Consider the following 13031-nt stretch of genomic DNA (forward strand, 5'->3'; position numbering starts at 1 on the left):
GACGCGTCCTGTCGAGTGTAGCCGGTTTTGTCCGCTCTGCTGCCGCCCTTGTCCGCCGGGTACCCCTGTGCGACGCTTGCCGCACCGACCGCGCCGGACCGCCTGATGAAAAGAACAACACTGGCCGCCACGCTGGCGGGGCTCGCCCTCGGGGCGATTCTTGTGTGGACCTTCCGAACGGACCTCCTGCTCGCGCTCGTCGAGTTCCGCGCCGCCCGCGAGGTCGTGGGTCCGCCGCAGCCGGTGAACTGGCAGGCGGGCACGGTGCAGGCGCGCGACGGCCGGCCGAACATCGTCTTCATCCTCCTCGATGATCTCGGCATCAATGACCTGTCCACCTTCGGCGGCGGGGTTGCCGACGGGCGGGTTCGCACACCGGCCATCGACCGGCTCGCGGCCGAGGGGGCACTGTTCAGCCAGGCCTATGCCGGCACGGCCAGCTGCGCACCCTCCCGCGCAATGCTCCTGACGGGCCGCTACCCCACGCGAACCGGCTTCGAGTTCACGCCAACGCCGGACGGGATGGGAAGGGCGGTGAGCCTCATCGCCAACAGCGCCGACAGCGGAATGCCGCCGGTGCGCTACGACGCGGAGGCCGCCGCGCGCCAGCCGCCTTACGAGGCCATGGGGCTGCCGGCTTCCGAGGTCACCCTGGCCGAGGTCCTGAAGAACCGCGGGTATTACACGGCGCACATCGGCAAGTGGCACCTCGGCCGCGGCGAGGGCTCCCGGCCCACGGACCAGGGCTTCGATGACAGCCTGCTCATGGCGAGCGGCCTGTTCCTGCCCGAGGATCACGGCGACGTGGTCAATGCCTACCTGCCGTTCGATCCCATCGACCGCTTCCTCTGGGCGCGGATGCGCTTCGCGGCAAGCTTCAACAATGGCAAGTGGTTCGAGCCCGGCGGCTACCTTACCGATTACTGGACCAACGAGGCGCTCAGCGTCATCCGCGGGCACCGGGACCAGCCGTTTTTCCTCTACCTGGCGCACTGGGGTGTGCACACGCCCCTGCAGGCGACCCGGGCCGACTACGAGGCGGTCGGTGAGATCGTGCCCCATCGCCTGCGGGTGTATGCGGCCATGGTCCGCGCCCTCGATCGCAGCGTCGCGCGCATTCTCGCCACCCTGGAAGAAGAAGGGCTGGCCGAGGACACGCTGGTCCTTCTCTCCAGCGACAACGGCGGTGCTGGCTACGTCGGGCTCGCCGGCATCAACGCGCCGTACCGCGGCTGGAAGCTGACGCTCTACGAGGGCGGGCTGCGCGTGCCGCTGTTCCTGCGCTGGCCCGGCACGATCCCGGCGGGCACGAGGGTGGACGCGCCCGTCGCGCACATCGACGTCATGCCGACCCTGGCCGCCGCGGCCGGTGCAAGCCTGCCGGCAGACCGCCCGATCGACGGCGGAAACCTGCTGCCGCTGGCGACAGGGGCAAGCCGCGAACCGGTACACGAGGCGCTGTTCTGGCACAGTGCCGGCTATGCGGCCGTGCGCCGCGGCGACTGGAAGCTGCAGCGCAGCGAGGCACCGCCGTTCCGGCGCCTCTACGATCTCGCCGCTGACCCCACGGAGCAGGTCGACGTCGCCGCCGCAAACGCGCCGGTGGTGAGGGAGCTGGAGGCGCTGCTCGATGCGCACCTCGCGGACCGCCGCGCGCCCCTCTACCCGCACACCATCGAAGCCCCGGTGGCGGTCGACAAGACCCTGGCGGACCCGGTAACGCCGGCGGACACGATCATCTACTGGCCGAACTGACTTATGCGCTTACAACGTCGACTCCTGCTCGCAGCCTGCTTCCTGCTCCTGGTCACGGTCGTCCTGGCCGGCGTGCTGCGCCGACCGATCGGCGAGGAACTGTTCGAACGCGCGGCCGCCGCCCGCATTGCCGCCGCGGCGGCGGATGCCGCGCCGGTGGACAGCCTCCGTGTCTACCTCTGCGGCAGCGGCTCACCGATGCCCGACGCGGCCCGGGCGGGACCCTGCGTCGGCATCCTCGCGGGACCACACCGGCTGGTCATCGATGCGGGCTCCGGCGGGCCGCGCAAGCTGGCGGCCATGGGCTTCCCGACGGGCGGACTGGAACAGGTGTTCCTCACCCACCTGCACTCGGACCACATCGACAGCCTCGGCGAACTCGTGCTGGTCGACTGGGTCGGCGGCGAGGGCAGGGCGGCGCCACTCCCCGTCGCCGGCCCGCCGGGGGTCGAGGACGTCGTGGCAGGGCTAAACCGCGCCTACGCCCACGACCGCGGCTATCGAATCGCCCACCACGGCGAAGTCATTGCGGACCCCGCCGGCTACGGTGCCGAGGCCCGGGTCATTCCGCCGCCGCCGGGCGATGCCGGCGCCGTGCCCGTGTACGAGCGGGACGAGCTCACGGTGAGCGTTTTCCTCGTCGACCACGCGCCGGTAGCCCCCGCCTACGGCTACCGCGTGACCTGGCGCGACCGAGCGGCGGTTATCAGTGGCGATACGGTCTACAGCGACAACCTGGTCGAGGCCGCCCGCGGCGCGGACCTGCTCCTGCACGAGGCACTGTCTCCCGCGATGGTGAGAGCGCTGCGCGATGCGTTGAGCCAGGAAGGGGCTGCCAACACGGCCCGGATCATGGAGGACATTCTCGACTACCATGCCTCGCCGGTGGATGCCGCCCGCGCCGCCGCGGCCGCCGGTGTGCAGGCGCTCGTGCTGTATCACCTGGTGCCGCCGTTGCCCGGGGCCTACCTGAAAAGCGCCTTCCTCGGTGATGCGCCTCACCATTTCGACGGGCCGCTGCGGGTCGGCGTGGACGGTTTGCGGGTCACCCTGCCGGCCGGCAGCGCTGCGATCGAGTTCGACGAACTACTGTGAGCGGCGCCGCAACACGAAGACGACAAGGGCCGCCATGAAGAAGAGCCCGACGCCCACGGCGAGTTTCGGCCCGTAAACCGCCCCCAGGCGCGCGGTGGCATTGCGCTCGAGCTGCTCCGTGGAGCGGTAGCCCCCGGGCATGGGCTGAACGCCGACCCGCGCCGCGTAGCGATCGTAGGCCGCCGCCAGCTCGTCGCGCAGTGCCGGGCGCGCCGCCGCGAGGTCCCGGGTCTCGCCCGGATCGGCTTCCAGGTCGAAGAGCCGCCAGTGTCCCTCGCCCCAGGGCGGCAGGTTGCGCACCAGCTTGTACTGCCCGCGGTAGAGCGCGGCATTACCTGCCACCTCGAGGCCCACGGCCTCGTCGGAACCATAGACGCTTGTCGCTTCACCGCGCAGCAGCGGCACGAGGCTGCGCCCGTCGAGCCCGTCCTGCAGGTCACCGCGCCCGGCCAGCTCGAGCAGGGTCGGGGCGATATCCGGCGCCACGGTGAACGCGTCGGACAGCTGCGGGCCGCCGGCGCCGGCGATGATGAGCGGCACGCGGACACCGCCTTCCGCGGCGGTGAACTTGTAGCGGTCCAGGGGCGAGGCCGCGGCCGAGGCCCAGCCCGGACCGATGAACGCATAGCTGCCCGGCCCGCCGATGTTGCCGGTGTCGAGCCGGTAGCCCCGCGCTGCCAGCCACAGCCGCATACGCCAGTCGTCGTCCGCGCGGCTCGGCGCCGGGCCGTTGTCCGAGACGATGACGAAGACCGTGTTGTCGGCAAGCCCGCGGCTCGTCAGGGCCGCAAGGAAACGGCCGAGCTCGTGGTCCATGGCCGTCATCATGCCGGCGTTCGCTGCCATGCGCGCGGCCCAGAGCGCCTGTTCTTCGGGGGCCAGGGCATCCCAGGGCGGGGCCGCGGGGGGCAGGGGCGCCAGCGGGGCCGGGGGCGGAAACAGGCCGCTCGCCCGGGCCCGCTGCGCGCGTTCTTCGCGCAGCGCCGCCCAGCCGTCCGCGTAGCGCGAGCGGTAGGGGTCGATGAAGGCGGCCGGTGCCTGCACGGGAATGTGGATCGCGAGGAACGCGAGGTAGGCAAAGAAGGGCTTTTCCTGCGGCGTCTCATCGAGGTACTCGACCATCCGGTCAACGATGAAGCGCGAGGAGTAGAAGTCCTCCGGCAGGGTCGCCGGCTCACCGTCCTCGAACCAGGGCGCACGGTCGTAGTAGGGCATGTAGGGTGCCTGCGACCAGTTGTCGGCCCCGGAGGCGTCGAGTGCGAAGGAGCGATCGAAGCCGTGGTCGACCGGCAGATCCCCCTCGCCGTGGCCCAGGTGCCACTTGCCCGTCATCAGCGTGCGATAGCCGGCATCGCGCAGCTGCGCGGCCACGGTCGTGACGCCGTCGGCGAGGCGCATGCCGTAGCCCGGCGCGTCGGCCTGTTCCGGCGGCAGGATCTCCGGAATAGTGGCGATTCCCGTGCGGTGGCTGTCCAGCCCCGTGAGCAGCATGGCGCGGGAGGGTGCGCAGAGCGGCGAGGTGCGGTAGTGGGTGAAGCGCGTGCCGCGGCGGGCGAGGGCATCGATGGTCGGCGTGGCGATCTCGCCACCGTAGGCGCTGAAGTCCATGAGACCGGCGTCGTCGACCACTACCAGGACGAGATTGGGTGCCGGGCCGGCATCGGCAGCGAAGCACGGAACCGGGCCCGCGAGGAGGATCAGAGCCAGCGCGAGTAGCGGGAACCCGCGTCGGGCGCGAAGGCTCATCGGGGCAGGGGAATGAACTCGTCGTCGCCGTCGATGCGGTCGAAGCCGCCCGCCGCCCAGCGCGCCTTGGCCTCCTCGATGCGCGCCGGGTCGCTGGCGACGAAATTCCACCAGAGGTGGCGTCTGCCCAGGCTTTCGCCGCCGAGAACCATCACCCGCGCGTCCTCGAGCGCGCGCAGGCCCGCGGGCCGGCCCGGGGTAAGCACCGCCAGCGTTCCCTCGCCGATCGTTTCGCCGCCGCATTCCACGGCGCCGGAAACGACGTAAAGCGCGCGCTCTGCCGGCGCATCGGTGAGCGGCAGTACGGCGCGCGCCTCGAGGGACACATCGAGGTACAGCGTTTCCGAGAACGTCGTGACCGGCGATTCGAGCTCGCCGAAGCGGCCCATGATCACCCGCACCCGGGACCCGTCCCCGGCCACGGCCGGCAGGCTGTCCGCCGGGTAGTGGGTAAAGGCCGGGGCGCGTTCCTCCTGCTCCGCCGGCAGCGCGATCCAGCTCTGGATCCCGTGGAGCCTCGAGGCGACATCGACATCGGCGCCCGGCCGTTCCGAGTGCACGATGCCGCTGCCGGCCACCATCAGGTTCACTGCTCCCGGCTGAATCGGCTGCGCGTAGCCCAGGCTGTCCCGGTGCATGATCTCGCCCTCGAAGAGGTAGGTAATCGTGGCGATACCGATATGCGGGTGAGGGCGGACGTTGATGCTGCTGCCCGGGGGGAAGTCCGCGGGCCCCATGTGGTCGAAGAACACGAAGGGCCCGATACTGCGGCGCTCGCTGGCCGGCAGGGCGCGGCGCACGGCGAACTCGCCCAGGTCCGTGGTCCTCGGGGTCACCCGCTGCTCGACGGCGCCCGCGCAGGGGCTGCAGGGGGCGGTATCGGCTGGGAAGTAGCTCATGGCCCGGCGCTCCTGGCTGCGGGGCCCGCCGGTGCCGTCCGCGGACGGCACCAGCGGGTCGGGTTCAGGCGGAGTAGCCGCCGTCGACCGGCACGGACTGGCCGCTGATGTAGCCGGCATTCTCGGAGGCGAGGAACACCACCGTATCGAACAGTTCCTCCGGCGCGCCCGGGCGGCCGAGGGCAACCTGCTTTGTCCACTGGTCGAGGATGCCGCCGGGGGGCGAATCGATCTCCTGGGACAGACCGATCGCAATGAGGCCCACCGCAACGCAGTTCGCGCGGATGTTGTTCGGCCCTTCCTCCCGGGCAATCGCCGTGCACAGGTGCTGCACGCCCGCCTTGGGAATGGAGGAGAGGCCATCGGTGGCGATGTAGCGGGGGATCGCGGCAGTGGTCAGCGCGGTGATGGACCCGCCGCCACCTTCGCGCAGGTGCGGGACCACGGCCTTGAGCACGTGGTAGAAGCCCTTTACGTCGGCGTCGAGGGTGTCGTAGAAGACCTGCGGCTCCGCGTCCATGATCGGCAGGATGTGCAGGAAAGGTCCGGTGGCGAAAACGACCGAGTGAATGCGGCCGAACTTCGCTTTCACCTCGCCGGCGAAGGCCTCGACGGCGGGGAGATCGAGAAGATCCACGCTGCCGATGTGACCCTGCTGGCCCGCGTCCTCGACCGCCTTGAGGTTTTCCTCGGCGGCGTCGCGGTTCTTGTGATAGGTGAAGGCCACGTCAGTCCCGCTCTGTGCCAGCAGGCGGACCACGCCGCCGCCGAGGCCGCCAGAGCCGCCGAAGACCAGTGCCGCGCCCTGCGGGAAACGATAAACGCTCATTGCATACTCCCTTGCTGAGTTATTGATCGGGGCCCGGGGAGCATACGCCAAAGGCCCCGGCAAAGCCCAGCATCGAGTCCCGGCCCCGGCGCGAACGGCGCTGCGAGCGCTTCAGCCGACGTGCCGTTCGACCCACTCCGGCACCGATGCCGCCGGCATGGGGCGGGAAATGCCGTAGCCCTGGCCGTAGCGGCAGCCGAGCTCGCGAAGCCGCGTCGCGAGGGCGTTGTTCTCCACGCCCTCGGCGATGACCCGGCGATCGAAGGCCTGGGCGAGGCCGATGACGCTGCGCACGATATCCATGTCCGCCGGGTCGCGGAGCATGTCGCAGACGAAGCTTCGGTCGATCTTCACGGTGTCCACCGGCAGGAAGCGGAAATAGGAGAGCGAGGAGTAGCCGGTCCCGAAATCGTCGAGGGCGACCCGGAAGCCCCCGCGCGCACAGTCCTCCAGCACGCGTCGGGCCCGCTCGACGTTGGCCAGCGCCGATGACTCGAGAATCTCCAGCGACAGGTCTGCGGCAGCGAGGGCAGGGTGGGCCGCGAGCTGCGCTTGCAGCTTCTCGTAGAACGATCCCTCCAGAAGCTGCTGGGCGCTGACATTCACGCTCACCGGCACCTCGAGACCCATGGCCCGCCACTGGTCGAGCTGCGTGAGGGCCAGCGCGATCACCCGGTCACCCAGCGCGACTTCCAGCTGCGTGCCCTCAACATCGGGAATAAAGGCATCGGGCAGCAGCTCGCCGCGCTCGGGATGCTGCCAGCGGACCAGGGCTTCGAGGCTGATGGGTTCGCCGGTGACGAGGTCGATGACCGGCTGGTAGACCAGGAACAGCTCGCCCGCCTCGATGCCGTGGGCGATCCGCGCCCGCCAGCGCTGGGCCGCCTCCTGCTTGCGATCTTCCTCGGCATCGTAGAACACGTGGCCGTTGCGGCCCTGTTCCTTGGCCCGGTACATCGCCTGGTCCGCGTGGCGGATGAGAAGGTCAGGCTCCGCCGCGTCCGGGGGCGAGAGGGCGACACCGATGCTGGCCGTGAGCCGGTGTTCCACTCCCTGGAGGAGCAGCGGCTCGCGCACGGCGCCGAGAACGCGGTCGAGCAGGTTCACCAGCTCGCGGCGGGCGGGATCGATGTCGTTGAACAGCAGCACGAACTCGTCGCCGCCGAGGCGGGCGACCGTGTCATCGCTGCGCATTTCCTGCACCAGCCGCCGCGCCACTTCGCTCAGTACCGCGTCCCCGGTGCTGTGGCCGTAGCGATCGTTGACCGGCTTGAAGTTGTCGAGATCGAGGTAGCAGAGGGCGAGCGCCTTGCCGCCGCGCTGGGCGCGGCGAAGCCCCTGTAGCACCCGGTCCGTGAGCAGCCGCCGGTTCGGCACGCCGGTGAGGGGATCGTAGTTGGCCCGCTGCTCCAGCTCGTCCTCGTAGCGCTTGAGAGGCGTGATGTCGGTGGCCACGGCGAGGTAGTTGCGAACGGTGCCGCCCTCGTCGCAGAGCACCGAGATCGCGAGCAGCTGGGCGTAAGGCTCGCCGTCTTTGCGCCGGTTCCAGACCTCGCCGCGCCAGGCGCCGTCACGCTCGAGCGCCGCCCACATGGCAGCGTAGAATTCACTGTCCTGCTGCCCGGAGGAAAGGAACCCGGGATCCCGGCCGATGGCCTCCTCGTGGCTGTAACCGGTGATCTGCACGAAGGCCTCGTTTACCTGGACGATGCGGTTGTCCGCGTCACAGATAACAATTGCTTCGGTGCTGTTCTCGAAGACCGCGGCGGCCAGGCGGCGATCCCGCTCGAGTTCCTCGCGCTGCCGCTGCTCCATGATCCGGAGCGTCACGTCGCGGATATAGCCGTGCCAGAGCACGCTGCCGTCCGGCTGCGCTTCCGGCGTCGCCTCTCCCTCGAGCCAGCGGACCCCGCTGCCCGGGTCGCAGATCCGGTAGGTGCACACCCAGGGTGTCAGCGCCTCGGCAGACGCGTCGATGGAGGCCGCCACGCGGTCCAAGTCGTCCGGGTGAATGCGCTCGAACACGATGCCGGCATCCTCGACGACCTGCTCCGGCCGGACGCCGTAGATCGCCAGCATGCCGCCGCTGGAGTAGGGGAAGGCCGTGCGCCCGTCGGGCCACTGCTGGTACTGGTAGATCACGCCGGGGATGTTGACCGCCAGCTTCTCCAGCCGCTCGAGCATGGCGGCGTCGAGCCCGGTATCTTTCCCTGGCGCCATGGGTTTTTGCCCTGTTTTTACCCCAGCTTAGACTGCTGGCGTCGCCCCGTCGACGCTAGCCGGGCAGATCGATGACCAGCTTGCCCTGGAAGCCACCGGCATCGAGGTCGCGCAGGGCAGACGGCGCCTCGTCGAAGGCATAGCGCCGGGCGATGACCGGACGCAGGCCCTTCTCACCGACGAAGGCCAGCAGGGCTTCGAAGGCAGCCCGGTGCCCGGTACCGATGCCATGGATGTTGGCATTGCGGATGATGAGCGGGAACACCGTCAGATCGAGCGCGGCGCCAGCCATGTAGCCGATCACGTTCACGTGCCCGCCGTGGCGGATTGCCGCCAGGGACTGGGGCAGGGTGCCCGCGCCGCCGATCTCGACGACCGCGTCGACCCCATGGCCGGCCATGGCGTAGGCCTGCTCGCCCCAGTCGGGCGTTTCCCGGTAGTTGATCGTCTCCGTGGCCCCCAGTTCCCGGGCCCGCGCCAGGCGCTCGTCACTCGAGGACAGCACGATACTGTTGGCGCCGAGCGCCGTGGCGAACTGCAGGGCGGCAGTCGCGACGCCGCCGGTGCCCTGGACCAGCACCCAGCTCCCGGGGCTGACCCGGGATTTTTCCACCAGCGCCGTCCAGGCGGTCAGGCCCGCGCAGGGAAAGCAGGCGAGTTCGGCTGCCGAGAGCCCTGCCGGCGCCTTGACCAGGGCGTGTTCGGGATAGACCCCGTATTCGCGCAGCACACCGGGCGCTTCGAGTCCACCGGAGATCTTGCGCTCCTCCCCGAGTGCCTCGCCGTCGAGCCAGTTCGGAAAGAACGTCGGCGCGACGAGGTCGCCGACGGCGACACGGCTGACGCCTTTACCGACGGCCGCCACCGTGCCGGCACCGTCGGAGAGGGGCACCAGCGGGAAGTCCACGTTGGGCGTGAAGTGACCCGCGATGATCTGGCTGTCCCGGGGATTCACGCTCGCCGCTGCAAAGTGCACCAGGACCTCTCCGGGGCCGGGATCCGGTGTCGGCAGGCCGCTGAGCGTGAGGTGGTCGATACCGAAAGCGGGGAGTTGCCAGGCGCGCATGGAGTGTCCTCTGGTTTACCGGTGGGTCTTCCCGTCACGGAGCGCGTGGCGGAAGAAGCGCTCAAGAGTGCCAGAGCGTCCCGGCGGCCGCCAGTAGCGGGGCGGAGCCGTCCCTTCATACCCGCCTGTGGATGACTCGGTGGCCAGATCCTTTATTTAACATAATATGTATTATGCGCACTTGTGGATAAGACTGGCCCCAGGGCCGGAGTCTACAGGGATAGGCCCTCGACGCTCTTTTCGATCACTTCCAGCGCCCACACCACGGGCACCATGGCGATCGGCTGCGTCGCCTCTCGCGAGTCAAACAGGGTTAAACAAGGGATGCCGTCGCAGTCGAGGATGCCGAGCTTGCGGCACTTCGGCGTGGCTTCGATCAAGCGGTGCAGCTCGTCATCGGTGAGCGCTTCCAGTCCAACTTCCGGGCGTGTCATCAGGCGTACTCCATGCGTTTCAGTTGATGCTGCGGAGCCTGCACGCGCTTCCGCCAGAACGGCGCCGGCTCACGTCCATCAGTGAACAGCGGCTTGTCGTCCACGTCCCTGATGAGCCAGTACAGATCGACGTGCTGGTCGCAGATGTGCAGGAGTTTCTCGGTAAACCAGTAGTACAGCTCGTCCTGGGCGCTGGGCGGCAGCCGGTGGAACTCCCAGCGCTCGAGGTGCCGCCAGTACAGCATCACGTCCACGAGGATGCAGTACAGCATGAAGGCCTGGCGGCTAGCGTGGGCTTTCCGGTTGCGCCGGTAGATAGCTTCCAGCCTGTCGAGGAACGGCCGGATTTCCCGGTGGACGATCACGCGGCTTTGAGCTGCGCGACCCTCGGCAGTCGGTACCAGCTGGGCATCACGGCTGGCTTGAGGTCGATGACCTCCGAGCTGCGCACCTGCGGCGGCAGCCGGGAGATGTCGTGCGGCATGGAGATGTCCAGGCCGAGCTGCAGCAGCCGCCCACGGTGCACGTGGTACTGGCTTTTGCTGCGATCCAGCGGCGTGCCGTGCAGCCACTTGAGAGCATAAGATTCAGTCGCATTTGCAGACTGAGAGCTGGTGCAGATGCCTTTGGCGATCAGTTGTTCCGCTATGGTTTCGTAGGTCACGTGGTTCACCTCTAGTCGCTTGAGCGCGGTCTCAATGTCGGTCAGGTGCGGCCTAAAGTCCTGTTCAGAGGTCAGCCCGTAGAACGCCAGCGTGAGGTGCTTTTTCAGGAACGGGGCTTTCTTGCTCTGCTCTTCTCGGACTATTCCGCAGTCCTTGCAGTATTCGATGAGTCGGTCGTAGTAGGTGATTTCCTCCCTCGAAGCGCCCTTCAGGCGCTTGTCACGATGCGTCTCCAGGTCGTGGGCCTTGATATAGAGCTTGTCGTAGCGGTAGCTGGAGCCCTGGCCTCGAACGCGGAGCCGATGCGTGCCCCAGTCGACGGTGGCCCCGTTCGGGTACAGGTGCGGCTGCAGGCCGCGGCCTATGGTCAGCGTGGACGCGCCCCGCAGGAACGCGTGTTCCCTGCCCTGTCCTACCGCGTGATTTCGCGTCCAGTCGATGTGCCGGATAACAGCCCCATCGGAGATCATCCGAGCGCGCTTCCCGTCCGGTGACTGTCCATGCCAGACGCCAGTGCAGCGGGCGAACGGCGGCAAGTCGTACTCAGCAAGGATCTGGTTGTAGACCTGCATGCATTGCTCGATGGTCGTGAAGCCCCAGAGGTTGTCGGAACGGTTGAACCTGGACGGATTGCCAGAGACCGTCACCGATGAACCAGTGCAGCGGATCTGCACACTGGAGCTGTAGGAGCCTTCGTGCTGGCGGCTGTTAACGGTGTCGCTGAGGCGCTCGCCGGTGGCGATATCGTGGCGCAGGATGCCGTGCTTGCCGACGACCGGCAGGCCGCCCTCAGGGTACTCCTGATGGACGGTAAGCCTGTCGATGAACCAGTCCATGCGCCCTCTCGGCGATCCCCTCTGGCCGTCAGTTTGTCCGGAACTCCGGAGTTAGTTTGGGTGTAGTTTGGGTGTAACAGGAACCCAAACGAGAAGGCGTCAATACGCCTTGAGCATCAATCTAGTTGATCCTATAGAACCAAGCAAGCCTTTCAGGGTGTGTCAGGGGGTTATATTGACTCTCGGGACACAACCGGAGGGCCAGAGAATGAGCCTCGGAGAGAACCTCAGGCGGCTTCGCATAGATCGTGGGATGACCCAGGGCGAGCTGTCCAACAAGTCAGGCGTGGGCCTGGGCCAGATCAGCAAGCTGGAGCGGAACAAGGCCGACCCTACCCTATCGACCCTCTACAAGCTGATGACCGCCCTGGACTGCTCAGCCGACCGGCTGCTGATGGACAAGGAGAAGTCAGGGCTGAGCGCCGTACTCAAGGAACAGTTCGAGCGGGTATCAGGCCTACCCGAGGGCGACCAGGAGACCCTCATCCGGATTATGGACAAGTTCTGTATCGCCAACGGCCTGAGAGCGATGCTGGATGAACACCGAGTACTAATCGGCATCTCAGGCAGCTCAGGCGTCGCAGACGTACTCGATTAGTTAACCAAGAAGGAGTTGATATGAAGGTCTTCATTAGCTGGTCTGGGGAGAGGAGCGCTAAGGTTGCAGAAGCTTTTCGCGATTGGCTTCCTGCCGTGATACAAGCCATAAAGCCATACTACACGCCTTCTGACATCGAGAAGGGAGCTAGGTGGTTAAACGATATATCTCAGGAACTTTCGGATTCCTCCTTTGGGATTCTTTGCATCACCAGGGAAAACATTCATAGCGACTGGATGCTTTTCGAGGCAGGGGCGCTGTCCAAGAGCCTCGAAAAGTCACACGTCTGCCCCATCCTGTTCGGCATTACAAATGCAGATGTCACTGGGCCTTTGAAGCAATTTCAAGCTACATCGTTTAGTAAAGCTGATGTGCAAAAACTTATTAATGCGATGAACAACGCTATGGGGGATGCCAGGCTACCTCAAAAGACACTTGATACGGTCTATGCAACTTGGTGGCCTCAGCTGGAAGAAAAAATCGTAGCGATAATGGAGGCTGATGATGACGATAATGATGAGCCACCGCTTCGCAACGACAGAGAGCTACTGGAGGAAATTTTGATGCTGACTAGGGCAGCATCAAGACGACCATTGAGTAGGGTCAGCCAGATAGCAATCAAGGACCTACTTCGAAAGTTCATTGAATTCCACGATCACCAGGCAACCGCTACAGGCGGTTACCAAGAGGCGCTGGACAAGCTAGACGAATTACGAACACCAGTTAATCATCTCGTTGTGAAGCTTGCGGACCGAAACGATGAAGAAATCGAAGCATTGGTAAAGCAATTCAAGGAGCTATCTTTTAGCGTCGTTGAGGAGCAAGAACAAAACGAAGAGCAGGATAGCAACGACGATATTCCGTTCTAGCGCGTCAAAGGGTTCCACG

12 protein-coding genes are annotated in these 13031 nt (G+C 66.8%); 4 read left to right on the top strand and 8 right to left on the bottom strand.

Annotated features, from left to right (window positions below; translation table 11 throughout):
- Window positions 1-105 precede the first annotated feature (105 nt).
- Entirely contained in the window at window positions 106-1755 is a 1650-nt protein-coding gene (locus tag RKE50_RS06805) for a sulfatase-like hydrolase/transferase (RefSeq protein WP_350035395.1), read from the top strand.
- Between the two features lie 3 nt (window positions 1756-1758).
- Entirely contained in the window at window positions 1759-2850 is a 1092-nt protein-coding gene (locus RKE50_RS06810) for an MBL fold metallo-hydrolase (RefSeq protein WP_350035397.1), read from the top strand.
- On the opposite strand, the gene RKE50_RS06815 is transcribed toward RKE50_RS06810, so the two are convergent.
- The 8 genes from RKE50_RS06815 to RKE50_RS06850 form a co-directional block, all read right to left on the bottom strand.
- Window positions 2842-4596 carry a sulfatase-like hydrolase/transferase gene (locus RKE50_RS06815; protein WP_350035398.1) on the bottom strand — a complete coding sequence of 585 codons (1755 nt, stop codon included), beginning with the start codon at window positions 4594-4596 and terminating at the stop codon, window positions 2842-2844. The genes RKE50_RS06810 and RKE50_RS06815 overlap by 9 nt on opposite strands.
- The gene (locus RKE50_RS06820; RefSeq protein WP_350035399.1) at window positions 4593-5495 is read right to left on the bottom strand and encodes a pirin family protein; all 903 of its coding nucleotides are present in this window, start codon (window positions 5493-5495) and stop codon (window positions 4593-4595) included. The genes RKE50_RS06815 and RKE50_RS06820 overlap by 4 nt, the downstream gene beginning before the upstream one ends.
- A 64-nt stretch (window positions 5496-5559) precedes the next feature.
- Window positions 5560-6324, bottom strand: coding sequence for an SDR family NAD(P)-dependent oxidoreductase (locus RKE50_RS06825; protein ID WP_350035400.1), 765 nt, complete (start codon window positions 6322-6324; stop codon window positions 5560-5562).
- Window positions 6325-6435: 111 nt separating this feature from the next.
- Entirely contained in the window at window positions 6436-8544 is a 2109-nt protein-coding gene (locus tag RKE50_RS06830; protein WP_350035401.1) for a putative bifunctional diguanylate cyclase/phosphodiesterase, read from the bottom strand.
- 55 nt (window positions 8545-8599) lie between these two features.
- Window positions 8600-9610, bottom strand: coding sequence for a zinc-dependent alcohol dehydrogenase family protein (locus tag RKE50_RS06835; RefSeq protein WP_350035402.1), 1011 nt, complete (start codon window positions 9608-9610; stop codon window positions 8600-8602).
- 212 nt (window positions 9611-9822) lie between these two features.
- A complete protein-coding gene (locus tag RKE50_RS06840; RefSeq protein ID WP_350035403.1) occupies window positions 9823-10044 on the bottom strand; it encodes a hypothetical protein in 222 nt (73 codons plus the stop codon).
- A complete protein-coding gene (locus RKE50_RS06845; protein WP_350035404.1) occupies window positions 10044-10409 on the bottom strand; it encodes a hypothetical protein in 366 nt (121 codons plus the stop codon). Before RKE50_RS06845 ends, RKE50_RS06840 begins: the two co-directional genes overlap by 1 nt.
- Window positions 10406-11545 carry a phage/plasmid replication domain-containing protein gene (locus RKE50_RS06850; protein WP_350035405.1) on the bottom strand — a complete coding sequence of 380 codons (1140 nt, stop codon included), beginning with the start codon at window positions 11543-11545 and terminating at the stop codon, window positions 10406-10408. Before RKE50_RS06850 ends, RKE50_RS06845 begins: the two co-directional genes overlap by 4 nt.
- A 208-nt stretch (window positions 11546-11753) precedes the next feature.
- Here RKE50_RS06850 and RKE50_RS06855 point away from each other — a divergent pair, with 208 nt between their 5' ends.
- The gene (locus tag RKE50_RS06855) at window positions 11754-12143 is read left to right on the top strand and encodes a helix-turn-helix domain-containing protein (RefSeq protein WP_350035406.1); all 390 of its coding nucleotides are present in this window, start codon (window positions 11754-11756) and stop codon (window positions 12141-12143) included.
- Window positions 12144-12163: 20 nt separating this feature from the next.
- On the top strand, window positions 12164-13012 hold the full coding sequence (locus tag RKE50_RS06860; protein WP_350035407.1) for a TIR domain-containing protein: 849 nt from the start codon (window positions 12164-12166) through the stop codon (window positions 13010-13012).
- The last annotated feature ends 19 nt before the right edge of the window (window positions 13013-13031 follow it).

The sequence above is a fragment of the Pseudohaliea sp. genome (genome assembly GCF_040217025.1).
Classification (GTDB): Bacteria; Pseudomonadota; Gammaproteobacteria; order Pseudomonadales; family Halieaceae; genus Pseudohaliea.